Annotated in this window: 21 protein-coding genes; 7 read left to right on the forward strand and 14 right to left on the reverse strand. The window is 69.6% G+C overall.

What is annotated here, in order from left to right; genetic code table 11:
- The first annotated feature begins 2 nt into the window (after positions 1 to 2).
- On the forward strand, positions 3 to 1,967 hold the full coding sequence (locus QHF89_RS01080; RefSeq protein ID WP_136965227.1) for an RCC1 domain-containing protein: 1,965 nt from the start codon (positions 3 to 5) through the stop codon (positions 1,965 to 1,967).
- Between the two features lie 57 nt (positions 1,968 to 2,024).
- Here QHF89_RS01080 and QHF89_RS01085 read toward each other — a convergent pair whose 3' ends face one another.
- From QHF89_RS01085 to QHF89_RS01100, 4 genes are read right to left on the reverse strand one after another with little or no spacing between them, the layout of a single operon-like run.
- On the reverse strand, positions 2,025 to 3,407 hold the full coding sequence (locus tag QHF89_RS01085) for a hypothetical protein (RefSeq protein WP_136930441.1): 1,383 nt from the start codon (positions 3,405 to 3,407) through the stop codon (positions 2,025 to 2,027).
- 11 nt (positions 3,408 to 3,418) lie between these two features.
- Positions 3,419 to 4,165, reverse strand: a complete 747-nt coding sequence (locus tag QHF89_RS01090) for a hypothetical protein (RefSeq protein ID WP_136965228.1) — start codon at positions 4,163 to 4,165, stop codon at positions 3,419 to 3,421.
- Between the two features lie 28 nt (positions 4,166 to 4,193).
- A complete protein-coding gene (locus QHF89_RS01095) occupies positions 4,194 to 5,402 on the reverse strand; it encodes a DUF1549 domain-containing protein (RefSeq protein ID WP_136965229.1) in 1,209 nt (402 codons plus the stop codon).
- A 22-nt stretch (positions 5,403 to 5,424) separates the two neighbouring features.
- The gene (locus QHF89_RS01100; protein WP_136965230.1) at positions 5,425 to 6,627 is read right to left on the reverse strand and encodes a hypothetical protein; all 1,203 of its coding nucleotides are present in this window, start codon (positions 6,625 to 6,627) and stop codon (positions 5,425 to 5,427) included.
- A 273-nt stretch (positions 6,628 to 6,900) separates the two neighbouring features.
- Between QHF89_RS01100 and QHF89_RS01105 the strand changes: the two genes are divergently transcribed.
- Positions 6,901 to 7,647 carry a hypothetical protein gene (locus QHF89_RS01105; RefSeq protein ID WP_136965231.1) on the forward strand — a complete coding sequence of 249 codons (747 nt, stop codon included), beginning with the start codon at positions 6,901 to 6,903 and terminating at the stop codon, positions 7,645 to 7,647.
- Positions 7,648 to 7,668: 21 nt separating this feature from the next.
- Here QHF89_RS01105 and QHF89_RS01110 read toward each other — a convergent pair whose 3' ends face one another.
- Positions 7,669 to 8,517, reverse strand: coding sequence for a uroporphyrinogen-III synthase (locus tag QHF89_RS01110; protein WP_284719886.1), 849 nt, complete (start codon positions 8,515 to 8,517; stop codon positions 7,669 to 7,671).
- 92 nt (positions 8,518 to 8,609) lie between these two features.
- Between QHF89_RS01110 and QHF89_RS01115 the strand changes: the two genes are divergently transcribed.
- Positions 8,610 to 8,885 carry a hypothetical protein gene (locus tag QHF89_RS01115; RefSeq protein WP_136930436.1) on the forward strand — a complete coding sequence of 92 codons (276 nt, stop codon included), beginning with the start codon at positions 8,610 to 8,612 and terminating at the stop codon, positions 8,883 to 8,885.
- 63 nt (positions 8,886 to 8,948) lie between these two features.
- Here the strand turns inward: QHF89_RS01115 and QHF89_RS01120 are convergent, their stop codons facing one another.
- The 4 genes from QHF89_RS01120 to QHF89_RS01135 form a co-directional block, all read right to left on the reverse strand.
- Complete coding sequence (locus QHF89_RS01120) at positions 8,949 to 9,437, reverse strand: tellurite resistance TerB family protein (RefSeq protein ID WP_136930435.1); 489 nt, start codon at positions 9,435 to 9,437, stop codon at positions 8,949 to 8,951.
- 34 nt (positions 9,438 to 9,471) lie between these two features.
- Complete coding sequence (locus tag QHF89_RS01125; RefSeq protein WP_136965232.1) at positions 9,472 to 12,621, reverse strand: MXAN_5808 family serine peptidase; 3,150 nt, start codon at positions 12,619 to 12,621, stop codon at positions 9,472 to 9,474.
- A gap of 147 nt (positions 12,622 to 12,768) precedes the next feature.
- Positions 12,769 to 12,972, reverse strand: coding sequence for a twin-arginine translocase TatA/TatE family subunit (gene tatA, locus QHF89_RS01130; protein ID WP_136930433.1), 204 nt, complete (start codon positions 12,970 to 12,972; stop codon positions 12,769 to 12,771).
- 144 nt (positions 12,973 to 13,116) lie between these two features.
- Entirely contained in the window at positions 13,117 to 14,139 is a 1,023-nt protein-coding gene (locus tag QHF89_RS01135; RefSeq protein ID WP_136965233.1) for a hypothetical protein, read from the reverse strand.
- A gap of 72 nt (positions 14,140 to 14,211) precedes the next feature.
- Between QHF89_RS01135 and QHF89_RS01140 the strand changes: the two genes are divergently transcribed.
- Positions 14,212 to 15,495, forward strand: coding sequence for an adenylosuccinate synthase (locus QHF89_RS01140; protein ID WP_136965234.1), 1,284 nt, complete (start codon positions 14,212 to 14,214; stop codon positions 15,493 to 15,495).
- Between the two features lie 3 nt (positions 15,496 to 15,498).
- On the opposite strand, the gene QHF89_RS01145 is transcribed toward QHF89_RS01140, so the two are convergent.
- Positions 15,499 to 16,548, reverse strand: a complete 1,050-nt coding sequence (locus QHF89_RS01145) for an NAD(P)-dependent alcohol dehydrogenase (RefSeq protein WP_136965235.1) — start codon at positions 16,546 to 16,548, stop codon at positions 15,499 to 15,501.
- Positions 16,549 to 16,599: 51 nt separating this feature from the next.
- The gene (locus QHF89_RS01150) at positions 16,600 to 20,310 is read right to left on the reverse strand and encodes a serine/threonine-protein kinase (RefSeq protein WP_284719929.1); all 3,711 of its coding nucleotides are present in this window, start codon (positions 20,308 to 20,310) and stop codon (positions 16,600 to 16,602) included.
- Positions 20,311 to 20,479: 169 nt separating this feature from the next.
- Between QHF89_RS01150 and QHF89_RS01155 the strand changes: the two genes are divergently transcribed.
- The 3 genes from QHF89_RS01155 (at position 20,480) to QHF89_RS01165 (ending at position 23,713) form a co-directional block, all read left to right on the forward strand.
- The gene (locus tag QHF89_RS01155; RefSeq protein ID WP_136930428.1) at positions 20,480 to 21,484 is read left to right on the forward strand and encodes a tetratricopeptide repeat protein; all 1,005 of its coding nucleotides are present in this window, start codon (positions 20,480 to 20,482) and stop codon (positions 21,482 to 21,484) included.
- Positions 21,481 to 22,512, forward strand: coding sequence for a tetratricopeptide repeat protein (locus QHF89_RS01160; protein WP_136965237.1), 1,032 nt, complete (start codon positions 21,481 to 21,483; stop codon positions 22,510 to 22,512). The genes QHF89_RS01155 and QHF89_RS01160 overlap by 4 nt, the downstream gene beginning before the upstream one ends.
- Before the next feature lie 73 nt (positions 22,513 to 22,585).
- A complete protein-coding gene (locus QHF89_RS01165; protein ID WP_136930426.1) occupies positions 22,586 to 23,713 on the forward strand; it encodes a hypothetical protein in 1,128 nt (375 codons plus the stop codon).
- Positions 23,714 to 23,717: 4 nt separating this feature from the next.
- Here QHF89_RS01165 and QHF89_RS01170 read toward each other — a convergent pair whose 3' ends face one another.
- From QHF89_RS01170 to QHF89_RS01180, 3 genes are all read right to left on the reverse strand, one after another.
- Positions 23,718 to 24,242, reverse strand: a complete 525-nt coding sequence (locus tag QHF89_RS01170) for an OmpA family protein (protein WP_136965238.1) — start codon at positions 24,240 to 24,242, stop codon at positions 23,718 to 23,720.
- 75 nt (positions 24,243 to 24,317) lie between these two features.
- Positions 24,318 to 24,893 carry a hypothetical protein gene (locus tag QHF89_RS01175; RefSeq protein ID WP_136965239.1) on the reverse strand — a complete coding sequence of 192 codons (576 nt, stop codon included), beginning with the start codon at positions 24,891 to 24,893 and terminating at the stop codon, positions 24,318 to 24,320.
- Positions 24,894 to 24,974: 81 nt separating this feature from the next.
- Positions 24,975 to 25,739: a hypothetical protein gene (locus QHF89_RS01180; RefSeq protein WP_136965240.1), complete on the reverse strand. Its 765-nt coding sequence runs from the start codon at positions 25,737 to 25,739 to the stop codon at positions 24,975 to 24,977.
- Between the last annotated feature and the right edge of the window lie 168 nt (positions 25,740 to 25,907).

The raw sequence follows: 25,907 nt of genomic DNA on the forward strand, positions 1-25,907 counted from the left end.
GCATGACGCGATACGGCCCTCCTTTTGCTGCGCTGCTCGTCCTGGCCGCCGCGGGCTGCGGACAACCGAGCCCAAAGCCCGCGCGCGAGGCGGAGAAGGTCGACGCGCCTGCCGCCGCCCCGACGGCGGCCCCGCGCCTGCGCGCGCTCGTGGCCGGCGAGAGGCATTTCTGCGCGCTGCGCGGCGACGGTCGGGTCCTCTGCTGGGGCCATAACGAGGATTTTCAGGCGGGCAACGTCGACGATCAGGCGATCGCCGCGCCGCGGCTGATCGAGGGGATCACGGGCGCGACCCGCATTGCCGCGGGCGGCCGCGCCACGTGCGCCATCGTCGGCGACGGGTCCCTCACTTGCTGGGGCGAAGGGCGCTGGCGGGCGCCGCGCGTGGTGCCGCTGCCTGGCAAAGCGCGTGATGTGGCGCTGGGAGGCGACACGATCGTTGTCGAGGTCGAGGCAGGTCCGGGAAACAGCACGTTGTTCGGCGGCACGCTGCGCCGCATCGAGCAGCTCGTCCCGTTCCGCGATGGCCATCGGCCTCGCGCCATCAAGAGCATTTTCGTTTGTGGGCAAACCCTCCCGGCCCCGGGCGTACCGGTTTGTCGGAGCAGTATCGAGACGATCCCCGCGCCCGCAGGCGCGACCGCGATCGACGAAGACGGCTGCTTCCTCGGCCCGAAAGGGCGCGCGTGCCCCATCGAAGAAAAGCTCTACCTCGACGATTTCAGCGATGCGCCCCCGGCGTGGCGACGGCATTTCGAGGCCCGGCCGCCACTCTTCGCCGTGGCGCATCATATGGGCAGCGAAGTCGGCTGTGGAGGTTTTCCCGACGGCCGGATCGAATGCCATGGAATCGGCGATCGAGGGCAATTCGGCGACGGTCGGTTCGGCGAGCCCAGCGCGGCCGCGCCCGTGGCCGGCCTCGCCGACGTGGCGCAGGTCCGGCTGAGCGCCGACGTGGACAAGGACCATCCCATCGCCTGCGCGCGGACCCGCGGCGGCGCGGTCTCTTGCTGGGTCGTCGGCGAAACGGCGCCCATTGCGTTGCCGATCCAGGACGCCCTCGACATCAGCGTGAACCTCGTGCGCGTGGTCGCGCTCCGGCGCGACGGGAGCGTCGTCGAGATTCCGCTCGACCTCCACGAGGGAAACAGGCTCGTCGCGGGCGCGCCGAATCCGCTCAAGGGCCCGCTCGGGAAACGTCGGTATGCGTCCCTCGTCGATTCCCCGGTCCCCGGCGCGATCACGCCGGAGGGCCAGCTCGTCCAGACCCGCTGCCCGATTCGAGGTGATGCGTGCGTGTCCGCGTACGACGTGAAATCGATCCGGGCGCGCGCGGCAGGCTGGAACATGGACCGCTATTATGCGTGCGTCCTCGACGACAAGGGCGCCGTGCAATGCCGGGTGAATGACAGCGACGTGGGGATCCTCGGCGACGGTCGGGTGGCGGTAAAGGGCGCGTTCGACGCGAAGACGAAGCGGTTCGTGATGGCCGAGGGCACGGCCGTGTTGCCGGGGCCCGCGGCGCAGGTCGCGGCAGCGGTGGCGCACGTCTGCGCGCGCTTGCAGACAGGCGAATTGCGCTGCTGGGGCGAGGATCTGTATGGCGCTCTCGGCAATGGCGGCCCGCGCCTGCCCCAGGGCGCGGCCGAAAACGAGCCCGCGCGCGTGAGCGCGACGCCCGTGGCGCCGGTCGGCCTCGGGAAGGTCCTCGACGTCGCCGCGAGCCCGAGCGCGACCTGCGCGGTGGACGAAGCGAATTCCGTGTGGTGCTGGGGGCAAACGAGCGTGATCCCCGCGTCGGCGACCGGTCAGACGCCCGTGCGCCTTGACCTGCCGAAGGCCACGAGCGTGGCCATGTCCCACGTAGCGATTTGTATCCTCACGCAGAATGGCGAGGTCGTCTGTCAGCGCGGGCGCGCGCCGGGCAGCCCGAAAGATCGAAAATCGTCGTTTCGACTTCCGGAATGAGCTGCGCGATCGAGGCGAGGGGGCTTTCGGGTTGTCCCGAAAACCCCCCACCGGTCTTCAGACCGGGTTCTCGTTCACGATGCCCTTGATGCTCGGACCGGTGTAGAAGTCCTGCACCCGGCGCATGTCGCCCTTGGCCACCGCGAAGGCCACGGCCGCGCCCGCCGCCGCGCTCGTCGCATTGCTCTGCTGGCCCGGCACGTTCTCGCCCGTCGTGGGATCGAAGCCGTCCGTGCTGCCGTCGGCCCGCACGCCGCCGAACCAGCCCGTCTTCGTGAAGCCATTGCCCATGACGTAGAGCCAGTTCGAGTTGTTCGGCGTCCCGTCGGGCCAGCCGCCGCGGTCGCGCGGGTTTTTCGGCGTATCGCCGTGCACCGTCATGACGATGTTGTCGGCGAGGTTGCGCGCCGTGCAGACCGGGTCGGGGATGGCGGCGAGGTCGTTCATGAACTCGTCGAACATCTTGCCGAGCTGCGCGACCGTGTTGCGCAGGTTGTTCATGTCATTGAACGCCCCGTGCGGGTCGTCGCGCATGGCCGGCATCATCACGCTTTGCGTCAGGCCGAGCTTGAAGGCGCGCGCCGTCGTGATGAAGGCGCGGCCAATCTCGGCGAGGCGGTTCGGCGTGCCCTGTCCGATGTTGTAGCGGGTGAGGTCGTCGGCCGACGGCGCGAGCTGCGCGGAGAGGTTTTTCCCGAGGAAGTTCGCGCTCGTCTTGCCCACGCGGAGCTGCCTCGACCACGTCGGGCGGCCGGCGGCCGCATTGAGGCCGACGAACGCCTTGTAATAGGCCTCGAAGAGCGCCGCGTCCTCCTCGACGGCGAGCGTCACGCGCGACGCCGCGCTGTCGAAGAGATCGACCATGCCGCCCGCATTGTTCACCGTGGCGACCTGCGGCGCGCCCGGGGCGGCGCCGAAGTTCAGCGGGTTGATCGCGATGACCGGCAAGAGCGACGGGGTTTGTCGCTGAATGGCGGCGGCCGTGGCGAGCATGCTGACGCCATTGCCGAGCGTCGCGGCGGAGCCGGGCGTCGGCGTGTGCGTCTGGTTCGTCCCGGCCATGAACGCCGAGATGCGCTTGCGCTTGTCGAGGTTCCTCCAGGGGGATTGGGGCGCGTAGACGAACGGTTTGTCCGTGTCCTTCGCGTCTTCCGTCTGGCCGAACGCGTGGAAGGCGAAGTTGTCGTTGTTCGCCTTGGCGATTTGCGTGTGGGGCCAGAGGAGCTGGAACCACGCGAATCCGCCGTCGCCCGCCACGAGGTGGACCGAGCGGTTCGTCGCGGCGCACGCGTCGTCGGCCATGGCCGTGCCGGCCGAGTCCGCGATGACGTCGAGCACCTTCGCGCGATCGAGCGCGAGGACGGCGCCCATTGCGGTGGTCCAGCGCAGGAAGTTGCGCCGGGCATTGCCTTGGAGGCTCTTGAGCTTGTCGTCGACCATGGTCTCCTCCGTCACTCGCACGAATGGGCTGCGGCCATCATCGTACCGACCGCAATTCGCTTGCCTTTTTCCACATCGGAGGCGCTCGTCACGACCTTGTTGCAGATCGCGACGTGCGAGTCGGTCGCGGGGCGACCCGTGATGCAGGCGATGGCGTCCCGATTGCACTGGTTGTTCGCGTCGAACATCTCGGTCCCGACGCCGCCGACCTTGCATTGGTCGACGTTCGGCAGGTTCGCGATGATCTCGGGCGCCGCTTGCACGAAGATGTCGAAGAGCTTCGCCGCGCCGGCCGCGCTCCACACGACCGCCTCGCCGACGCGGGCGTCGTAGGTCGCCGCGCCGAGCGCGCCGCCGCCGCCCTTGAAGAGCTGGCCCGCGGTGGGCACCTGCGCCGTCGCGTCGATGTTCACGCCGAGCGAGACGAGCATATTCTGGAGCGCCGCGTTTTGCAGCTTCTGGCACGAATGAAGGCGCGTGCGCACCTCCGGCGGGCCCTCTTCCTGGCGCTGCGCGAGGACCTCGAACGGATCCTTGAAGACGCCCTCGCCGAGGTCGCCCATGTGGCTGTGCGTGTTGTCCTCGTCGCCCGCGAAGACGCCCGGCTGGTTTTCGAAGTCCGTGGTCGGATCGTCGATGACGGGGGACGGCCGCGAGAGGTTTCCGGACGGCGGCTCCTGCACGCAGGCCGTCGCGAAGAGGCCGGCGGCGAGAGCAATCGGCGCGCCGCGGAGGAACATCGAGATGATGCGATTCATGGTCTCTCTCCTTTCTTTCCGCATGCGCCTAGAACTTGGTGAAGTCCTCGCTGAGCAGGATCGTGCGCAGCGTCTTCTTCAGGTTCATGCCATTCGCGAGGAACTCCTCGACGTAGGGCTTGAGGACCGCGGGCGGCACCGTCGCGAGGTCCGAGACGATGTCTTCCTTCGACATCGCGAAGTTGTACATGCGCGCGACCGCGCAATCGTGGACGTCCGTGTCCGCGGCCATGGCCTGGCCGAGCGCGGGCAGGTCCGCGACAGGTTCGCCGAAGCGCCAGGCCGTGCTCTCGCCATTGCGGAGCCAATGGGAGATGACCGTCTTCTGCGGATCGGGCACGGTCGGGGTCTCGACCTGGCTGTCGTTCATCCATTGCCCGTTCATGTTGAAGTTCGCGAAGAGCGGCGCGACGCGGTTCAGCGTCACGTGGCAGTTCGCGCAGACGACCGACGACGTGTCCTGGAAATTGATCGGGGCCGTCCCCACCGATTCAAAGGGCCAGGGGCCGGTGTAATCGGCGCCGTTGACCTGCCTCGGCTCCGCCGCGTATTCGGCCGGGAACTTCGTGCAAACGAAGACCTCCTGCACCCAGCGCACGCGTCGGAACGCCATGTTGCCGTAGAACTGCATCATGACGCCGGGGTTCGTGAGCACGCCGGCGTGCGTGGGGACGCCGTTGTCGCAATTGCCGTCGTTGAACGTGTTCGTCCCGCCGTCGTACGTCGGGCAGGTGTTCGTGCTGGCCGTGAAGAGGTCGGTGTACGGCTTCTCCTCGATCATCACGCGCGTCGCGAACACGGGCGCGGTGTCGCGGCTCGGTTTGTTGTCCTGGGCGCCGCCGCCCTGGCGCATCGTATCGCGCCACCATTTGATCATGCGCGAGGTGAAACGCTGATCGGCGAGCAGCGCGTCGATCTCGGCCTCGTACGCGGCGCGCTGATCGGTCGCGGTCTCGACGTTCTTGATCTGCTGGAGCGTCGGGAGGTTTCGCACGAGCTTGAGCGACGCCGTGCGCAGGGCCTCCGTGTAGCTCGTGACCCGATCGTCGAGCACGGTCTTGTCCGGGATCGGGGGCGCCTCGGGGTCGCCGCTCGTCGTCGGGTTCCCGCTGGTGGTGTTGTCGGGGTCGCCGGTCGAATTGTCTCCCGACGGCGGCTCGAGGCCACTAGGCCCCGAGCTCGAGCACGCGCCCGCCGTGAGCGCGGCGAGCAAGGTGAGCATTCTGGTCCGCTTCATGGCCGCCTACCTTTCGTCCTCATCATTTCTCCGCTGCGATCCAGATGGATACGTTGTCGCGGAAGGTGTTGAACGCGCCGCCCTGCCCGCCGAATTTGAACGGATGCGCGGCATTCCCGCCGGGATTCGTGGTGATGAAGAGCTGACTCGCGGGCGGGTCGTTCGGGTTGACGCGATTCCTGATCTGCCCGCACGCCTTCGCCGCGTCGCTCTGGAGCGCCGTCATGTCGACCGCCGCGACGGCCTGACCATTGCCACCGCCGTGGCAATTCAGGCAGGTCATGAGCTGCTGCCGTGCATTGGCCTCGAACGAGGGGACGTCCTTGCATCCGCCCGTGGGCCCGCCGTCCCCCGCGTCGGGCGACGCCGGCTCGTATTTCTCGATGAGCTCGAACGCGAGCGAGAGCTTCGCGTCCGTCGACCAGTTCACGAGGATCAGCGTGCCGGGGCCGAGCGGGCCGGATTCGCCGATCTGGTAAATCGTGTCCACGTTCGAGAAGCTGTCGACCGGATCCGGATTCGGGTCCTTGCCGAGCGGGTGCACGACCCAGAGCGGGTGGACGATCTTCAAGCCCGTCTTCGAGGTCGGGTGCAGCTCGATGTTCGTGAGCTCGAGCGTCGTCTCGGCGAGCACGTCGGCCTGGAACGTGACGGCCATGCCCTCGAATTCAGGCCCGAGCGCGCCGAGGTAAATCGCATTGAAGCCCATGATGGGCACGAACGGATCGATGTGCGGGCCGGCCTGCGGCGGCGGCTCCGAGAAGTTCTTCGCCTCCTGCGCGAGCCATGCCTTGACCTTCGGCAAGAGCGTCTCTTTCAGCGCCGGCGAATCGAGGTTGGTCCCGCTATGCCCCTTGCCCGTCAATGCGTACGTGAGCAAGAGGCTATGCGTGGGGTCCGTCGAGACAATCCCGGGCCAGCTCGCGAACGATTGATAACGATCCGGCCCTGCGAGGAAGGGCGTGTCGGCGAGCCCCGCGACGTCGTGGCAAAGGCCACACGCGCTCATCAGGTCGGCCTGCATGGACTCGAAAAGGTCCCGCCCGCTGACGACGGGGAGCCCGCCGCCGTCGCTGGGGCCACCATCCTCTGCGCCGCCGCCCGTCGGTCCAGGCGCGAGGCCCGAGGGCGCCTCGACGCAGCCTGCGGAGACCGCGGAGGCCGCGACCGCGAGCGCCCCAAGTCCGATGGCAATCGCTCGAAAGTATTGCTGTTTTGGTTTCATCGTCGCAAGGATGCCCATGGGTCGAGAATGGCCGAGTCGCCGAGCGGCGAGAAGCCCCAAACGCTCTTGCACGCCCTGCGCCATCCGCTCTGCCTGTGCGTTTGCACCCGAGCCGTACGAACGAGGCCCGGAAGACGCCCTCGCGGTGAGGGGGTGGATGACAGATGCCCCAGGGTGGATCTGCGTTGAACCAGGTTGAGGGGACCAACCGGCGGCGATCTTCGGATCGCACAAAACTGGTCCCGATCGGCCCGGCGGATGTACCCGATGCGCATGAATCGGATCCTGCTCCCCGCCCTCGTATCGCTCCTCGCCATGGGCTGCGGCAAAGCCGCGGTCCGCACGCAAGCGCTCGCCCCGGAAAAGCCCGCGCCCGTCGTCACCGAGCAAAAAGAAACGGTCGCGAAGGCCGAGCCCGAGGCCGCCGAGGAGGAGCAGGCGCCTGTGGAGGGTCGTCGCGAGGTCGGCGATTACGTGGTCTATCGATTCTCGGGCAGCTTCCAGAAGGCGCCCGTGACGCTCACCGAGCGCGTCGTGGGCCGCGACAAGAATTCGCTCCTGATCGACTTCATCCTCGAAGAAGGCAAGGAGAAGAGCGAGCTCCGCGTGCGTCTGAGCGATACGGCCGAGACGCGCGGCGAGGTGCTCTCGGTCCAGCGCATCGAAAAAGGCAAGCTCGTCGCGGCCGGCGTCGACGAATACGAGGCGCTGATGGGCAAGACGATGGTCGTCGCCGACGAGAACGAGGAAGCCCTCGGCTCGGAGCACGTGGTCGCCGTGATGGGCAACGACATGCTGCCCGCGAAGCGCACGAGCTTCCGCGTGAAGATCGGCGAAAAGAAGGCGACGCTCACCACGGTCGTGAGTGACAAATTCCCCTGGGGCGACCTCTCCGGCGAGATCGCGGCCGAGGACGGCTCGGTCATTTATCGCGCCGAGGTCTTGAACGTCGGCCACGTGGTCGAATCCAAGACGGGCAAGGAGCCCCAGGTCGCCCGCAGCGATTACGAAGACGAATGATTCGAGGGGCCGCGCCCGGCGTTACGGGCGGCCCTTTCGCGCGAGGATCTCGTCGGCGCGATTCGCCGCCTCTTTGACGAGGTGGCCCATTTTGGAATGCTCCGGCTCGACGTCAGGGCTGAGCCCCTCCTGCCGGAGCGCCTCCGAGCAGACAGGGCCGATCGATCCAAGAAGGCCGCGCCCGAGCGCCTCCCGAACAGGGCCGTCGATCCCCTCCTCGGCCGCGACGAGCAGCGCATGCTCGACCTGCGCGCGGCTCGTGAAGAGGGCAATCGAGATTTCGCCGGTCGCGAGCCTCCGAAGTGCGCTGCGGAGCGGCGCCGTGTCCTCGGGCAAGGCGTAACGATAGACGGAAACGGGCAGGACCTCGGCGCCACGCGCGGCGAGGCCCTCGTGGAGCGCAGCGTTCGGAACGCCATACTCCTGGACCGCGACGCGCTTCCCCACGAGCAGGCCTCGTGTGTCGAGTGCGGAGAGGACCTCCCGATGGCTGTTCGGCGCGGCGACCGTGACGAAACCGGGGACGCCGAGCTCCCGAAGCGCGACGGCAGGCTTCGGCCCCCGCGCGACGACGGTCACACGGGCGAGCGCAGCGGCGAACGCAACGCGATCGAGCACGGGCGCAACGGCCTCGGCGAGGCCGCGGGTGCCGACGCCGGTCATGAGGACGAGGACGTCGATCGTGCCTGCGGCGAGGGCCTCGGCGAACGCGAGGGCGCCCTCCGGCGCGTCGAGACCGACCTCCCGGAGCGCAGGCGCACGGACGGGCTCACCGCCGTGGCGCTCGACGAGCGAGGCCATCTCGGGCGCACGCCGGCTCTCGAAGGAGACGACCAGACGGCCGCCGAAGGACGCGGGACCAGGAGACACGTGCGCCATCGTGCGCGCACAGGTCCCGCGCCGCCAGCGCTTCGTGGAACGCCGAGTCTGCGCTAGACTGGGATCGAGCAAGGAAGGTGCGCATGGACGAGAGCGCAGACGGGCTGCACGGAGCCGGCGGCGACGAGGAAGGTGCCGGGGAAGCGCTCGACACGAGGAAGGCGGAGGGGCCCGATCCGGTGATCGGCGCAGGCCTCGCGCTGTTCGGCATCTTCGTGATGGGCCTCGGGGGAGCGCGCGACCTGCACTATGTGTTCAACGCAGGGATGTTCCTCGCGGTCGGCGGGGCCGTGACGTTCGTCCTGTTCGTCGCCCTCACGGCGATGAAGCAGCGCGCGGCGCGCAGCGCGAAGAGCTAGCGGAACGACGCCTTCACGCCGAACCCCTCTCCCTCGCGGGAGAGGGGAGACGCGCGCGAAGCATCAGCCGACTTCTTCCTCGACGGCGGCGAGCTCGCTCTCGGGCACGCCGAGATCCGCGGCGACGTGGTGCAGCTCCGCGCGCTCGGCGGGCGAGAGCCTTCCATCCGCCACCGCGACCTTGGCGAGGAGCCGGATCACCTCGACGCGCTCGCGGCCGTCGCAGAGAGTCTTGAGCTCACGCACGCAGAGCGCGAGCTCTTCGTCGCGCAGCGCCGGAAGCTTGCCCTTGAGGGCGTGCGTGACGGCCTCGATCGCCTCGGGGGACAAGCCCTCGATGTGCGCGAGCAGGCCGCGGAGCGTTTGTTCTTCCCCCTCGGTGAGGCGGCCGTCCACGCCCGCGACCTTGCCGAGCAGGACGACCACCGCAGCGATGTAACGAAGAACGACGCTCTCGTCGTCAGGTAGGGCGCGGCGCAGCTCCGCGAGGAGCGCATCCACATTTGGATACGTGTCCCCTCGCTTGAGGCCGAGCCAGGCTAGAAGTCCCACGACAGACCAACGTACTCGGGGTGATTCTCGGGGGTCAATCCTCGGGGAGCGCCGCTTCGCCGAGCCACTCGGCGACCGGATCGTCCGTCTTCGGCGTCTTCAGGATCGTGCCGTCGGTACCATCCTTGCGCACGACGAGCGTGCGGCGCGTCATCGTGTCCGAGTTCTCACGCGCGACGACCGTGATGACGTTCACGCCCGGCCGGAGCGGCGCATCGAACTCGAACGTCGCCTTCTTGGGGTCGGCGCCGTCGCGGTTCGACTTGTAGTAGAGCTTGCGCGAACCAACGAAGACATAGAGGTCGAGCAAGCGCTCGCCGTCGGAGGCGGCGCCCGTGATCTTCACCTTCTCGTCGCGCGTGGCCATGGCCGAGGCGCTCACGTCGAGCGTCGGCGGCGCTTTCGAGTAGACGTCCTCGAAGGACGGCGTGACGGACGCGGAGCCGCTGCCCTGCGCCGTTTCCGCGGCGAGCACGAAGGCGAAGCGGCTCGAACCGAGGTCGACCTTGTAGAAGTCGCTCGCCTTGCCGGTGATCGCCACGGTCTCGCCGGGCCGCAGCTTGCCGAAGACGAGCCCGTTCGCGTCCGCCGTTGCGTACAGCGTCGCGCCCTGCAGGCCGGCCTTCGCCGTGCCCGTGGCCTTCGCGATCGTGATCGGGCTGCCGACGGGGATCTTCACCTTCTCCGTGGCGACCTCGCGCAGGTCGCGATCGCCGACGGACAGGCTCAGCGTGGCCTCGGTGTCTTGCAGCTCGGGCTGCACGTCGAACGTGAAGACCACCTTGCGCACGTCGCCGGGGTTCATGTTCGAGATGTCGAACCGGCCGGCGCGCAGGAGCAGGCCCTCGCCCGAGAGGTTCGCGATGTTCGCCTGCGTCTCGAACGAGCGGCCCTTGCCGACGTTCTTCACGGTCAGGTACATCGACACGCCCTCGCCGCGCTGGATGCGGCCGTCGCCGTTGCCGCTGCGGTCGTCGACGATCTGGTAGGCGTACTGGAAGAGCGGGCGCTCGAGGGCGCGGATCGTCGGGCGGAACTCGGCCGGCGTGGGCTCGAAGCCACCCGCGGCCTCGAACTTCACCTTCACGCCGTCGGCGCGGCTCAGCGCGTCCATCGGGATCTTGCAGATGCGCTTCTGGTTCGCGAGGCGCGGCTTCGTCGTGCCGACCTTGCGGCCTTCGACCTCGCACCAGCCGAGTGGCGCCTTCGAGGTCTTGCTCTGGCCGGGCGCGATCTTGCCGAAGACGAGCTCCTTGCCGTCGAGGTAACCGCTGTCGCTCTCGGTGGAGGCGCGCAGGCGATAGATCGGCTGCTTGCCGTTGTTCTTCACCGTGACCGAGAGGTTCATGGGCTCGCCCGCCGTCACCTCGTTGTTCGCGCGGTCGGTCTCGACCTTCACTTCGAGGTCGCTCTTCGCCGGGCCCTGCGCGCCCTCGGGTGCGTCGGACCAGTCGTAGCCGAGCTTCGACAGCTCCGCGGCGACCTTGTCGAGCTCGTCCTTGCGCGCCTTCTCGATGTAGTCGCGCGAGGCGTCGATCTGCGTGTTGCGCGCGGCGCCGGGGGGCATGCGCTGCGCGAGGTCACGCGCGAAGCGGATCGGGAAGTCCACGCGGAAGTCGTCGTCGGTCTCGCCGCCACGCTCGCGCATATCTTCGCGCTCGGTGCTCGTGAGCTGGTAGCGCACGACCTCGCGCGGCTTCGACCCGGGCTGGGCCTTGCCGTTCGTCAGGTGCGCCGAGAGATCACGCTCGCGCAGGCCGTCCTTCTGGATCGTGAGATCCATCTCGAGCTCGTCGACCGTCATCGGATCGAGCTCGATGTCGGGCGTAACGCCGACGCCCTGGATCGAGACGTCGCCGGGCGTGAGGTACTGCGCGATCGTGAGCTTGAGCGCGGCCTTCTCCGGCGTGACGTCGGGGAAGACGAGCTGCACGCTGCCCTTGCCGAACGTCGTCGAGCCGACGATGACCGCGCGATCGTGGTTCTTCAGCGCGCCCGCGACGATCTCGCTCGCGCTGGCGGAGTTGCCGTTGACGAGGACGACGATCGGGTACGTAGGCTCGGTGCCGGGGCTCTTGGCCTTCTTCTCGTCGCGGCCCTCGGAGGCGCCCACGGTGGAGACGATGACGCCGTCGGCGAGGAACTTGTCGGCGACGCGCGTGGCTTGATCGAGCAGGCCGCCGGGGTTGCCGCGCAGGTCGAGCACGAGGCCCTTCAGCGAGCCCTTGGTTCGCAGATCGTCGAGCGCGAGGTCGAGCTCCGTCGACGTCGTCGCCTGGAAGTTCTTGATGCGCACGTAGCCGATGCCCGAGGCCTCGAGCGGGCGCGACTCGATGGAGCGGACCTTGATGACCTCACGCACGAGATCGTAGGGCTTCGGCGTCTGCCAGCCTTGCTCGCCGTCACGCGTGACCCACACCGTGACCTTCGTCCCGGGGTCGCCGCGCAGGCGGCGCACGGCGTCGTCGAGCGGCATGTTGAGCGTCGACTCGTTGTTGATCTTGACGATCCGATCGTGACGCTTGATGCCCGCGCGCCCCGCCGGCGTGTCCGGCATCGGGTTGATCACGGTGAGGACCTGATCGCGGATCGAGATCACGATGCCGAGGCCGCCGAAATGGCCCGACGTGGAGAGGTTCATCTCCTTGTAGGCCTCGGGGCTCAAAAAGACCGAGTGCGGGTCGAGCGTGTGGAGCATGCCGTTGCACGCCGCGTACTCGACCTCGCGCAGATCGACCTCGGTGCCGCGCAGGTTTTTCTGGAGGAACGCGAAGACCTCGCGGAGGCGCGCCGATACGTCCCAGGGGCCCTGCACGTTGTCGATGCGGAACTTCTTCTCCGCCGTCTCGACGCGGACGGTCACCTCGTTCGGATCGTCGTTCACGACGATCACCTGGGCGACGTCACGCTGGACATAGTTCAAAGCCGAAAGAAGCATCTCTTTCGGCTTGACCCGTCCGGGCTCGACGTACTTGTCGCGGATGAGCTTGAGCGTCTCGTTGACGGCTTCGAGCCGCGTCAAATCGTAGGGCGCTTTCGTCGTGGGGCTGCCGCCCGTCACGGCGAGGGCGGGTTCGAATCCGCGCCACAGACCGCCCGCCCCGAACTGCACCGCGAAAAACGCAGCGATGGCGAACGTGGCAAACGCGATGCCGATCTTCCCGAGACGCTCGAGGATCTTCATACGATTCCCCGAGTATAGGCCTCGGGGCGTCCGCGTCGACCACGCGCTACGCGGCCGCCTCGGCCAACGCTCGGGGGCTCCGCTCGGACCAGCCGAGCGCCGCCCCCGAACCCCCCGCCTGGAAAGAAAGAGCGCGGGCCGACGCGCCTACGACGTCGACTTCTCGCCGCCCTCTTCGTCCTTCTTCGGGAGCTGCTTCGGCGGGGGTTGGTCCTCGTCCTTGAGGCCCTTCTTGAAGTTTCGGATGCCCTCGCCGAGGCCCTTGCCGATGTCGGAGATGCGCCCGGCGCCGAACAAGAGCAGAGCGACGCCCAGGATGAGAAGGAGTTCGGTGATGCTCAGTCGGCCCATGGTCGTGCTCCTGCCCGGGGAAGCGTCGAGCTTCCCGCGTCCACTCCACCCGTACCATCCTCGGGCGCCTCCGGCAATGGACGCCAAGGCCACAGGATCGCGGGTGAAGGGGACGCGGGTCGCTGGATCCGCCGTCTTCTTTCGTCATGCGCCCGGGGCGCGGCGTGATGCGAGAATTCGCGCGAACCGGGCCGCCAGGAGCGGACCGAGCAGGCCGAGCGCAGGGACGAGGCCATAAGCGAGGAGCGAGCTCTTTTCGCGTTCGAGCGCCGAAAGGACGAGGAGCGCGAGCGCCGGGCCGGAGAGGCCGACGAAAAGGGCGAGCGCGCGGCCGCGGATCGAGGAGACGAGCACGGCGAGGCTCGTGAGCAGGGCGCTCGCCGCCGACGTCGCGCCGAGGAGCGCGGCCCGCACGGGGGCGCGGAGGTTCGAGGGGCGGCCGAGGGGCAGGAGGCCGCGGACCGAGGCGCGGGCGACACGGACGGTCATGGGGCCGGTCGTCTCGTTCGAGGGCAAAGCAAGGACGAGGTCGTCGGCCACGAGGGAAGCCGTATCGGCGGAGAGCTCGATCGAGCGCGCCGCGAGCGCGGAGCCGCCGAGGAGGGAAGGGCTCATGACGAGGCGCGGGGGCTCGCCGGGCAAGCAGATCCAGGTGGCCTCGGCCATCGGGACCGTCGCGGCGTGCGGGACTTGGGGATCCCGCGCGGCTCGATCGACGCAGGCGGCGCGGCCGTCCGCGAGGAGGCGCGAGGCGAGCCGGCCGGGCGCTTCGGCTTCGAGGCCCCACGCGAGCGAGGCGAGGGCGGACAGGACGAACACGAGGAGCCAAACGGGAAGGGCCGAAGCGACGAGCGATCGCGGCGAAGCGCCCAGGGCGAAGACGGCGCGCGCCTCGCCGCGATCGACGAGCCGAGCCGCCGCGAGCGCTGCGCCGAGGGGAGGGGCGAGCACGAGGGCGACTTCGAGCGAGATGGCGAGCGCGGCGCGGGCAAACGGCAAGCCGAGCCGCGCGGGCACGCTCGGCGCGAGGAGGAGCGGCATCGAACGGACGAGGCCTGCGGCGACCGAGACCGAGGTGACGAGCGCGGCCACGAGCGCGACGTCCCGGCAGGTGGGGAGCGCGAGGAGGCGGAGCCCGGGCGGGATCGGGACGATCGAGCGGCTCATGGGTGGGACGGCTGCGGGGAGTGTACTAACGTTCCGGCTCGTGACGGACCGAGCAGCACGCAAGGAGGCCGGATGTCCGCGGTCGTGATCGTCGGCGCCCAGTGGGGGGACGAAGGAAAAGGCAAGATCGTCGACCTGTACACGGAGAGCGCGGACGTGGTCGTGCGCTTCGCCGGAGGGCCAAACGCCGGGCACACGCTCGTCGTGGGCGACGACAAGATCGTCGTGCGGCTCGTGCCGAGCGGGATTCTCCGGGCGCAGGCGCGATGCATCATGGCGCAGGGCATGGTGGTCGATCCGGCCGTGCTCGTGTCGGAGCTCGACGTACTCGAAGCGAAGGGCCACGCGACGCGCGGGCGGCTCTTCGTCTCGGACCTCGCGCACCTCATCCTGCCCTACCACCGGCTCGTCGACGGCCTGCGCGAGGCAGCCGCGACGGACGGGCAGAAGATCGGGACGACGAAGCGCGGCATCGGGCCGTGTTACGAGGACAAAGCGGCGCGGCGCGGGATCCGCGTCGGGGATCTCGCGGATCTCGACGGGCTCGCGCAGAAGCTCGCGCGGGCGGCGAGCACGTGGGGCCCGGTGGTGCGCGAGCTTGGCGGCGAGATGCCGGACGTGTCCGCGATGATGACGGAGCTTCGCGCGCTCGCGCCGCGGATCGTCCCGCTCCTCGCGGACACGGCGGTGCTCGCGAACGAGGCGATCCAGAAGGGCGAACGCGTGATGTTCGAGGGCGCGCAGGGGACGCTGCTCGACCTGGATCACGGGACGTACCCGTTCGTGACGTCGTCGTCGGCGGTGGCGGGCGGCGCGTGTGTGGGCGCGGGCGTGGGGCCGACGCGGATCAAGCGGGTCCTCGGGATCACGAAGGGCTACGCGACGCGCGTGGGCGAGGGGCCCTTCCCGACGGAGCTCTCGGACGATGTCGGCGAGCGGCTGCGGGTCGCGGGAGGCGAGTTCGGCTCGGTGACGGGTCGGCCGCGGCGAACGGGTTGGCTCGACCTGCCGGCGCTTCGGTATGCGGCGCGGGTGAACGGGCTCGACGGGCTCGCGGTGACGAAGCTCGACGTGCTCTCGGGGCTCGACTCGATCGAGGTGTGCGTCGCGTACGACACGCCGGAGGGGCGCACGAAGGAGCTGCCGATCCGGCACGTCGGAGCGGCGAAGCCCGTGTACGAAAAGCGGCCGGGCTGGCGCGAGCCGCTCTCCCACGCGCGGACGATGAAAGAGCTGCCCCAGGCCGCGCAGGACTACGTGCGCTACCTCGAAGCCGAGATCGGCGTGCCGGTGTTCTTGGTGTCGGTGGGGCCGCGGCGGGACGAGACGATCGTCCTCAGGGACGCATTTGCTTGAAGGTCAAACGGACAGGCTCTTCATGTCGATGACGAAGCGATAACGAACGTCGCCTTTGACGGTCCGGTCGTACGCTTCGTTGACCTGCTGCATCGGGATCACCTCGACGTCGGAGGTGATCCCCTTCTCGCCGCAATAATCGAGCATCTCCTGCGTCTCCTTGATGCCGCCGATCAAGGAACCCGCGAGCGTCTTGCGCCCCATGACGAGGCCAAACGCCCCGATGGGGAGCGGCTTCTCCGGCGCGCCCACGAGCACGATCGTGCCGTCGCGACGGAGCAGGCCGAGGAGCGCATTGATGTCGTGCGTCGCCGAGACGGTGTCGAGGATGAAGTCGAACGACCCCGCCTGCTTTGCGAGCGCGCTCGGATCGCTGCTCACGAGGAAATGGTTCGCGCCGAGCCGACGCGCATCGGCTTCCTTCCGCGCCGACGTGCTGATCACCGTGACCTCGGCGCCGAACGACGCGGCGAACTTCACGCCCATGTGCCCGAGTCCGCCGAGCCCGACGACGCCGACCCGCTGCCCCGCGCTCACCTTCCAGTGCCGCAGCGGCGAATAGGTCGTGATGCCCGCGCAGAGCAGAGGCGCCGCGGCCGCGGGATCGAGGCCCTCCGGGACGCGGAGCACGTAGTTCTCGTCCGTCACGATGGTGCTCGCGTACCCGCCGAACGTCGGCGTTTTGCCGTCGCGCTCGACGCCGTTGTACGTGAGGACCATCCCGCCCTCGCAGAACTGCTCGACGCCTTCTTTGCAGCTCCCACATTCGCGGCACGAATCGACGAAGCAGCCGACGCCGACCAGATCTCCCTGGCGGAACTTCGTGACGCCCTTGCCGGTCCCGGTCACGCGGCCGACGATCTCGTGGCCCGGCACCATGGGAAACGTCGAATTGCCCCACTCGCCTCGGACCTGATGAATGTCGGAATGGCAGACCCCGCAGTAGAGGATCTGGATGACGACGTCGTGGTCGCTGGGGTCACGCCGATCGAACGTGAACGGCGCGAGGCCAGACTGTGCATTTTGCGCGGCGTAGCCCTGAGCTTTGATCATCCGTCCTGCGTACACGGAAAGCAAAGGCGCGGCAACGTCGGGCCAGGACCGTTACGTCCCCGCTTCCTCCTCGAAAAGCGCCGGGACGAACCCCTCCACCGTCGCCAGCGCTTCGAGGAGCCCCGTGCGCGGCACCGTGCTTTGGAGCCCCACCGATTGCGGCGCCGGCGCGAGCACCGTCCGGCTCGGCATCACCTGCGCCGTCGGCGCCACGGCCGCCGCCGCTGTATTCTGTGGTCCGCGCGTCGTCAGGAGGCGCGACGGCGAGACCGCCTGCGTGGGCAAGCTCCATTGACCCGAGGTCCGGCTGCGGGCCTGTTTGCTCCGCCAGTAGTCGCGCGCGCGCATGCCCGCGGCGCGCGCGTCGAGGTCCGGGATCCGCGGCCAGAAGCCGCCGTTCGCCGTGCCGAGCGAATGCGCGAGCGCCTCGTGCCGGGCTCGTACGCTCGCCGCATCCTCGCCGAGGCGGACCTCGGCGAGCGACTCGGCGAACCGCTCGAGCGCGCCGAGCAGAAGCGCGCGCTGGCCCGACACGATGATGCGCGAGGTGGCCTCCTCCCCGATCCGACGCACCTCGCGCGGATCGCCGCGCCGGAGCGCGGTGACGTGCATGCGGCCGAGGAGACCGAGGCAAACGGCCTGCTCGTCGCCGTTCGGGCCCGAGCCCTGCTCGATGGCGCGTTCGTACGAGAGAAGCGCGTCGGCGAGGTGGCCCTCGACGAGGTGCACGTCGCCGAGGAACGCTTGCCCGAGGGCGCGGCCGAGGCTCGTGCCCACGATCCGCGCGAGGTTCAGCGCGTTCGTGACGAGCATGCGGGCGCGGTGCAGGTGGCCGACGTGGAACTGGTGGCGGCCCGCGTAGAGCGTGCCCGTGCAGAGGTAATGGCCGCCGAGCTTGTGCTCCTCGGCGTACGCGAGGAGCTGCGCCGTGGAGCTCACGCCGAGGTCCCAATCATACCGCGCCTCGGCGAGGAGCGCGCACGCGTGCCACGCGCCGAGCAGCCGCGCGGGATCGGCGAGCTGCTCGGCGAGGTGGGCGGCGGCCTGGATCTCGCGCTCGGCGCCGTCGAGATCCCCGGTCCGGCCGAGCGCCACGCCGTAGAGGCCCTGCGCGTGGCAGAGCTCGACGAGGTCGCCTTCGCGCTCGGCGAGCGAAGAGCCCACGGCGAGGGAGCGCGCGGCCTGCTCGACGAAGCCACGCGCGAGATCCACGCGCCCAAGGACGTTCGTCGCGGCGCACCTGTGCCGTTCGAGCGCGGGCTCCTTCCCCGCCGTCGCGATCGATTGCTCGGCGTGCTTGCGCGCCTCGGCGAGTTCGCCGCGCACCTCGTGCACGCGGGCGAGCGCGGCGCCGAGCATGGCGGAGGCCGCGGGCGTGTCCGCGGTGCACCGCTCCACGAGCTTGTGCAGCTCGTCCGTGCCGCCGAGCAGGCAGCGCTGGCGTACGAGCTCGGCCGTGGCGACGAGCTGGATGCGGCGCTGCTCCGGGGAGGCGGGGAGCGTGGCGACGAGCTCGATCGCGCGGTGGAGCTTCGGGCCGGCGCCGGGATCGTTCGCGGGGCTCTCGAGGGCTGCCGTGAGGTACGCGTCCGCGGCGCTCCGTGTTTCACCGGCGCGTTCGAGGTGGCGCGCGAGCGTGCCGGGATCGGCGCCGCGTCGTTCGAGCTGGCGAGCGATGCGCAGGTGGTGCTGGCGCAGATCCGCGCGCACCGCGCGTCGTTCGAGTTGTTCGAGCACGACGTCGTGCACGAACGAGGTGGACGTCGGTTCGTCGAGCACGAGGCATCGCGTCTCGGCCTCTTCGAGGGCGCGATCGATGCGGTCGAGCGTGAAGATCCCGAGCGCGCGAAGGTCCGAGCGCAGGAAGCTGCGGCCGAGGAGCGCGGCCACGCCGAGCACCTCGCGTGATTCGGGCATGAGGCTGTCGACGCCGCGGCGGAGCGCTTCGGTGATCGAGGCTGGGGCGCGGTAGTCGGCGAGGTTGCGCGAGCCGAGGCACAAGGTGCCGAAGGCGGTTCGACCGACGAACCCCTCGACTTCGAGGTTGCGGATCACCTGGAGTCCGAAGAGCGGGTTTCCTGCGGCGAGCAGCGGCACGTGCCGCTCGAGCTCGCGCAGGATCGACTCGTCTCCGCCGCGGGCGAACTCGGCGAGCAGCCGCGCGTTCTCCTCGCGATCGAGCGGGCCGAGATCCATGAGCTCCACGCCGCGCCACGCCGCGCGTAGGGGAGGCCGCGTCGTGCCCAGCAAAAAGACCTTCGCGCCGCCGAGGGACCCCGAGAGGAATTCCAGCACCGCGAGCGTCGCCTCGTCGCCCCAGTGCAGGTCCTCGATGGCCACGAGCACGGGCAGGTCCGCGGCGATGCGCGTGACGAGCCTGCGTACGAGCTCGGCCACGCGCCGCGCCGACGAGGGCCGGAGCAGCGTTCTTCGTACGTCGGCGTCGCCGAGGCCCCGGCCGAGCTCGGGCACGAGCGCCGTGAGCAGCTCCGCGTCCTCGTCGTTGGTCGCGTCGATCGCGGCCTGCACGAGCGCGCCCGTGATGCTCTTGCGCCGCGTGGCCGCGGCGATCCGGCTCAGCGCCTCGCGCAGCGGCGAGTACGGCATGAGCGCGCTGAGCTCGCGGCAACGCGCGTAAATCACCACCGCCGCACCGTCCTGCTCCACGACGTTGAGCAGCTCCGAGACGAGCCGGCTCTTGCCGATCCCGGCGTCCCCCACGATCACCACGGGCGCTGCGGCGCGCGACGTCGTGCCGAGCACGCGCGAGGCGAGCAGCGACAGCTCGCTCTCGCGGCCCACGAAGGCCGCCTCCTCGGTGTTGTGCCGCGGCGGCATCGACGTGCGCACGCTCTGCGGCGCCCGCGTGCTCTGCGGCCCGCGCTCGGCGTCCGGCTCCTCGCCGCGGAGCGTGTCGTAGTAGATCTCCTTCAGCCGCGCGCAGAGCTGCGCCGCGCTCCCCGGCCGTTGCGCTGGATCCTGGGCGAGCAGCTCGTCGACGAGCGCCGCGATCGCCGGCGGTGCGCCTGGGGACGCCTCCCGCAGCGGCACCATCTCGCCGACGGTCCGGTTCATCATGATCGTCCGCTGCCCGCGCCCCTCGAAGGGCAGCTTCCCCGAGACGAGCTCGTACAGGATCGTCCCGAGCGCGTAGAGATCCATGCGCGGATCGGGCCGCGCGCGGCCGCTGCGCAGGCACTCGGGCGCCATGTAGCCCACGGTCCCCGCGGTCACGCGCGTGTCGTCCGGCTGCCAGCTCGACGTCAGCGTGGCGAGCCCGAAATCGAGCACTTTTACGCGTGGCTCGTGCGGATCGACGATCACGATGTTGCTCGGCTTGAGGTCGAGGTGCAGCACGCCGCGCGCGTGGCAGTGCGCGAGCGCCTCGGCCACCTTGCGCATGAGCCGCACCGCCTCGAGCGTGTCGAGCGCGCCGACGCGCTCGAGGTACGCGTCGAGCGTCTCACCCGCTGCGAGCTCCATCGCGAGGTAAAACCCCACGCCCTCGACGAACCCGTAGCCGTAGAGCTGGATCAACGAGGGATGATCGAGCTTGAGCAGCGCCTCGATCTCGTTCTGCTGGCTGATGAGCCGCTCGGCCGTGAGCTCGGCCGTGGTCGTCTTGAAGACCTTCAGCGCGGCGGGCACGCCCGCGTCGCTCCGCGCCCGGAACACCGCGCCGAACCCACCTTCGCCGAGGAGATCCTCGATGGTGTAGTCCTCGACCCGCGTCCCTCGCTCGAGCCAGCGGTCGCCCTCCATCACGTCGAAACCCTTCGAGGTCGTTCTTTCCGCTTCTACAGACTGCCGGAGGCGAAGCCCGAAAGATACGGCCAACGCGCGACGAATGCGTGCGCTCTCTCCGTCCAAGTTCGCTCTCGCGAGCGACCTCGTGATGCGCGTCACGCGATGGACCGGTATACTGCGGCGCGTGATCCCGAGCGTCTTCCTCGCCTCGATCGTCCTCGCGTCCCCGACGCCTCCATCGAGCGGACAAGGCGCGAGCCTCGTCGCTGCAGCCGCTGCGTCGGGGCGTCCGCGCGAGTGCGCTTCGACCGTCCGGCGTGGATTGTCCCGACGTCCCACGGTGTGGGAGCTCGCGCGCGCGCCGGAGCTCGGACGGTATTGTGATCTCGTCGCGCGCGCCAAGGCGCTGCTCGTCTCGGATCCGGCCGCCGCGAAGAGCGCCGCCGAGGGCGCCGAGAAGGTGCTGCCCGGCCACGCCGCCCCGCGCGTGCTCCTCGCCCGCGCGGCCCTCGCGCTCGGCAAGATCGACGATGCCGCGCGCGAGTTCGAGGCGGCGCGTACCAAGGACCCGCGCAGCGTCGAGGACCCGCCCACGATGCACGACCTCGCCGAGGTCCTCCGCCGCACGGGCAAACTCGACGACGCGCTCGCCGTCTACCGCGCGCTCGTGCCGCGCATCGACCTGCTCGGCTCGTCCGATCGCCGCGTCGCCGTGCTCCTCGAAGCCGCGCACGTCTCCATGGCCGTCGCGGCGGCCCGCGCGCCCGGCGGCGCGGCTGCGCCTGCCGAAGCATCTTCCACCGAGCCGAAGCGCGCGCCGCTCGACGAGGCCGCGGCGTACCTGCGCGAGGCGCGGCAACGTCCGCCGAGCGCGCTCTCGGGCGACGTGCTCCTCTCGCTCGTGCTCGTCCTCGATCGCAACGGGGATCGCGTGCAGGCCGACGCGGCGCTCGCCGACGCGCGTGCCTCCGGCGTGCGCCTGCGCGCGGGCGGACCGAGTTACCTCGCGGCGGTCGAGGACAAGGCTTGCCTCGAAGCGCTCGCGGCCGAGGGCGCGGCGGCCGTGAAGTCCTGGGAGACGTACCTCGCGGGCCCCGGCGGCAAGACCCCGTGGGCGGCCTCCGCGCGGGCGCGGCTCGAAGCCGCGAAGAAGGCGCCGCGCCCTGCGGGCGGGAAGGGGGGACCGTGAAACGAAGGGGGCTTCGCGCCGCGTTTGTCGCGCTCGCGCTCGCCGTCGCGTTCGTGATGCCCGCTCCACGCGAGGCGCTCGCTGCGCCCTCCGTGTGGACGCAGGCGCGTGATCCCGCGGCTGCGTCGCGCGTCACGCTGCTCGAAGAGGCCGATCAGTTCCTCCTCAAGCACGACCTCGCGCAGAGCGAGTCCCTGTTCGACGCGACCGGCGTCGACCTCCTGCGCATGCGGGACGTCTACCTGCTCGAAGCGCTCAAGCGGCTCGAACAAGCGGGCGGCGCGGAGAGCCCCGATCCACGCGTGCGCTTGCGCCTCGGCCACGTGCTGCGCCGGCTCGGACAGGATCGCAAGCCGCCGAACCCGGGCCGCATCGAGGAGGCGATCCGCGTGCTCCTCACCGTCGCGCACGGCAGCGCGCCGCCTGCGATCACGACCTCCGCGTGGAACGAGCTCGCGATCGCCTACGCCGTCCTCGGCAAGCGGGATCAAGAGGTCCACGCGTACGGCGAGGCGCTCGCGCACGAGCCGCTCGGCCATCACCGCGCCGTCCTCTTCGCCAACCGCGCCGAGTCGTACATGGGCATGGGCCGGCTCGACGACGCCATCCAGGGCTACCGCCAGGCGCTCCGCTCGCTCCTGCCGATCGAGATGTTCCAGTACGGCGTCACGGCCCTCTGGGGCCTCGCCGTTGCCACCGATCGCGACGGCGACCTCGACGGCGCGCTCGCCTCGATCGCGCTCGCCCGCGCCTACGATCGTGACGATCGGAAGATCCACGAGCCGAGCTGGTTCTTCTCGCCGCCGCACGACGAGGCCTGGTACGACGCGCTCGGCGCCTGGAGTGCGGCGCGCTCCACCGACCTCGGCGCCGTGCGCGCCGAGGCGTACACGCGTGCCATCGAGGGCTGGGAGGCGTACCTCGAACGTGCGCCGGACGACGACCGCTGGGCGCCGCTCGGCCGCGTGCGCCTCGAGGCTTGCAAGAAGGAGCGGGATCGGGTCCTTTCGGCGGCGCGACGACGCTGAGATCGTACGGTCCCCCTTTACGGTGACCCAAGGACACTCCACGCTCCACTGTCACCACGGCGGAGGGCGTTCGTTGAAGCGGGATTCGCTCTTCGAGGAGTCGGTAGTCTGGTCGGGGCGCCCCAAGGCCGTCACGTGCCCGGTGCTCTACCAGATCGCGGCGGGGATCGCGGGCGTCGTCTCGGCGATCACCACCGCGTCCGCCGTCGTCGTCGCCACGGCGCTCGGATCGAGCCCCGGCGCGCTCCTCGCGTTCGCCGCGTGGATGGCCGTGCTTGCGGTCGCGTTCGCGCTCGGCCCCAAGTGGTGGCGCAGCGAGCTCGAGTTCGTCGTCACCGAGCGCCACATCATCCTGGAGCGCGGCCGGCTCCGGCGCATGATGGATCGATCGGCGATCAGCTTCGCCCGCATCCACTGGGACCCCAAGCGGCCTGGCATCGGCGACCTCGAGCTCGTGCGCGCCGTGCCCACGGGCGCCTTGCGCCGTCGCCTCGCGATCGTCTTCACCGGCCTCATCGCGCCCGACCGCGTCTGGGCCATCGTCCGCGGCGTCACGCCTTCCACGCCGGCGGGCGACGGCCAGCGCCTCCTCGCACAGCGCCTCGACGATGGCGAGCGTGTCCTCTGGTCGGGCCATCCGCCCGACGGCCTTCGCAAGTGGCTCCCGTCGAGCGGACGCGCGGCGCTCGGCCTCGCCCTCGGCATTGGCCTCTTCGTCGCCGCGATCGTCTCATCGACCCACGCCGTGCACGCGACCCGCACCGTCGTGCGTGGCGGCCTCTCGCCCGAATCGCTCTCCTTCTTCGCGCTCGTCACCTCGCTCGCGTTGACGATCCTCCTGCTCGTCTCGGCGGGCGCGCTCGTCGTGTACGCCTCGATCGTCCGGCCTGCTCGGCTCGAAACGCGAACGCGTTACTGGGTGACGAACCGGCGGGTCCTCATCCAGCGTGGCGACGAGGAGCTGCACCTCGAACGCACGCGTATCGTCGACGTCATCGACAGCCCCGCGGCGGGCGGGCTCAACGATCTGTTCCTGGTGCTCGATGGCCCGCGCGCGCGTGCCTTTGCGTCGAGCGGCGCGTTCGGCGAGCGTGAGGCCGAGGGCCTCCAGCCGGTGCTTCGTCGCATCACGGATCCGGAGGCCGTGCGTCGGATCATCCTGCGGGCCCCGAGCGAGCCCGCGCTCCCGTCGGTGGCGTGACGGCTCAGTCCTTCACGACGAGGAACTCGACGCGCCGGTTCTTGTCGTGGCACGCGTCGGAGTCCTCCGAGCAGAGCGGCTTGCTCTGGCCGTAGCCCTTCGAGTCGATCTTCACGTTCGGCAGGCCGTGGCTGTTGAGGTACTGCGCGACGGCCTTGGCGCGCCGCTCGGACAGATCCTGGTTGTGCTCGGCCGAGCCACGCACGTCGGTGTGCCCCTCGATGCGCAGGTGCACGAGCTCCGGGTGCGCTTTGAGCAGGGCCACGAGGTCGCCGAGGACCTTCTGCGACTGCGCCTCGTTGATGTGATCGCTGTCCGTGTCGAACAGGATCTGGTGATCGATCTCCAGGTGATCACCCTTGAGGTGCGCCTCGCCCACGTCGGAGGCGGCAGCGGTTGCTGCGGTATCCGACGGCGGCGGTGTCGCGTCGCCGCCGGTCTTCAGCTCGACCTGGGCGCTGCCTCCGCCACCGCATGCGACGAGAAAGAGAAACGAAGCAACCATCGCGGACGTCATCGTTCGGCTCACGGCATCATCCTCCCTGCGCGTGGATCCTTTGAGGTCCCAAGATGTCGGCACGGGAGCACGAGCCGGGGGAGGGTGTCAATCGCCGCGTTTTCTGGCGGATAACCTGGGCAGGGACGAAGCGAGCCCGAGGAGCGAGTGCGCGCAGTGCACGGCGTCGTCTGTCGCGGGCGCATGGGCGCGCAGCTCCAGCGCGCTGGCGCTCATCAGGACGAGCCAAATTCCTTTGGGGAACGAATCGACCCATTCGGCGAGGGCCTCGTTATCGAACGCGGAGCCCGCTTCGTTCTCGATCACGAGCTCGACGCCGCCGGGCGTGACCAGCGTCGGCGCCTCGCCGGGGAGGCCGTCGCGCCATTCGAAGACGGTCCGCACGGGCGTCCGCACGTTCACGCCTGCGGGCAAGCCTTTGGGGCCTTTGCCTTCGAGCGTCATCCAGTCGATGAGCTTTTCTTTTTCGAACAACCCCGCGACGAGCGCGGGCGAGCCCATACACAAGGTGACGTCGTCGGGCGTGGCGGGGGAATACAGCCGGAACGTGGTGGGGATCTCGGCGTCCTGCTCGGAGACGAACCCGAGGGCGTCCGCGACGGCGTTCGCGCGTTCGGTGCTTCGTTCCAGCGCGCGACGCTCCGCGCGCGGGCGCGGGATCATCCCGCTCGCCGTGACGAGCAGCAGCCCGAGGATCAGGGCGGCGAGGACGCCGAGGAGCAGGGGGAGGACGATAGGGAAGGATTACGCCGAAATCGCGGCGGCGTCATCTCGAAGCGGCGGCGTGCGCGAGGCGGGCGCGTCTTCCGGGGCCTCGTCGTCCGTCACGTCGACGTCTTTTCCGCTCGGCGTCGTGCGCAGGAAGCCGAGCTGCCGGAGCAGGCTGCGCTGGGTGATGGCTCGTCGCGCGATGGCGCTCCATTCGAGGTACCAGGCCCAGAGCGCCGCCTCGGCCTTCTCGAAGCTTTCGTCCTCGGCGGCGATCTTTGCGAGGTCGGGGATCGGCCCGTCGACGTTGCGGAATTTTTCGAGCAGCGCCTTGGCCTCGTCGATCACCTGCTCCGTGAGCCCACGCTGGGCGAGGAGACTCCGCGCATCTTTCCCCGCCTGACCGAATCCGCCGTCCCATTCGGGACGGTCGATGATGTCGAGTCGTTCGACGAAGGTGCCGACGGAGACGATGACGGCCATGCCGTCGGTTTGGGAGAGGTTTCGGAAGACCTGCGCGTGAACCTCCGGCGCGTGCCGCTTCAGGGTGGCATCACCGATGACGAACCATTGATTTTCCCATGCGTCGAGGGCGCGCAGGGCATCGGGGTCCGTATTGGGCGGGGCCTCGACGAAATCGAGCTTCGTGCGCGTCACGTTTTTGAGCAGCGTCCATCCCTCGTCGAGGTCGGCGCCCGTGAAGCCGTGCCGGGCGAGGGCGGCGGCGATCCGCGGGTTGCGAAGGGCGATGAGGAGCTTGAGGACGCGTTCAGCCTTCTGACCAATCGTGAGCCTTGCCATATGGAACCTCCCTGGGGGGTCTGGGTAATGGGTGGTTCCCGATCGGGACGTATGTGACGGTCCCCGAAGCGACGGAATCCTGCTTGCGTCCGCCGAGTCCCCTGCTCTGGGAAGCGGGTCCCCGTGGGGAATCGGTCGGCGGAGGTGGGGATCGAGGAGGCGGGAGCG

It is taken from the genome of Polyangium sorediatum, from assembly GCF_029946465.1.
Classification (GTDB): domain Bacteria; phylum Myxococcota_A; class Polyangia; order Polyangiales; family Polyangiaceae; genus Polyangium; species Polyangium fumosum.

Coding starts and splice junctions, on each gene's coding strand:
- QHF89_RS01095 (WP_136965229.1), bottom strand. CDS start 5,402: ATGAAGCGGACCAGAATGCTCACCTTGCTCGCCGCGCTCACGGCGGGC.
- QHF89_RS01180 (WP_136965240.1), bottom strand. CDS start 25,739: ATGGCAAGGCTCACGATTGGTCAGAAGGCTGAACGCGTCCTCAAGCTC.
- QHF89_RS01145 (WP_136965235.1), bottom strand. CDS start 16,548: ATGATCAAAGCTCAGGGCTACGCCGCGCAAAATGCACAGTCTGGCCTC.
- QHF89_RS01140 (WP_136965234.1), top strand. CDS start 14,212: ATGTCCGCGGTCGTGATCGTCGGCGCCCAGTGGGGGGACGAAGGAAAA.
- QHF89_RS01175 (WP_136965239.1), bottom strand. CDS start 24,893: ATGATCCCGCGCCCGCGCGCGGAGCGTCGCGCGCTGGAACGAAGCACC.
- QHF89_RS01150 (WP_284719929.1), bottom strand. CDS start 20,310: ATGGAGGGCGACCGCTGGCTCGAGCGAGGGACGCGGGTCGAGGACTAC.
- tatA (WP_136930433.1), bottom strand. CDS start 12,972: ATGGGCCGACTGAGCATCACCGAACTCCTTCTCATCCTGGGCGTCGCT.
- QHF89_RS01085 (WP_136930441.1), bottom strand. CDS start 3,407: ATGGTCGACGACAAGCTCAAGAGCCTCCAAGGCAATGCCCGGCGCAAC.
- QHF89_RS01115 (WP_136930436.1), top strand. CDS start 8,610: ATGGACGAGAGCGCAGACGGGCTGCACGGAGCCGGCGGCGACGAGGAA.
- QHF89_RS01090 (WP_136965228.1), bottom strand. CDS start 4,165: ATGAATCGCATCATCTCGATGTTCCTCCGCGGCGCGCCGATTGCTCTC.
- QHF89_RS01135 (WP_136965233.1), bottom strand. CDS start 14,139: ATGAGCCGCTCGATCGTCCCGATCCCGCCCGGGCTCCGCCTCCTCGCG.
- QHF89_RS01100 (WP_136965230.1), bottom strand. CDS start 6,627: ATGAAACCAAAACAGCAATACTTTCGAGCGATTGCCATCGGACTTGGG.
- QHF89_RS01105 (WP_136965231.1), top strand. CDS start 6,901: ATGAATCGGATCCTGCTCCCCGCCCTCGTATCGCTCCTCGCCATGGGC.
- QHF89_RS01125 (WP_136965232.1), bottom strand. CDS start 12,621: ATGAAGATCCTCGAGCGTCTCGGGAAGATCGGCATCGCGTTTGCCACG.
- QHF89_RS01080 (WP_136965227.1), top strand. CDS start 3: ATGACGCGATACGGCCCTCCTTTTGCTGCGCTGCTCGTCCTGGCCGCC.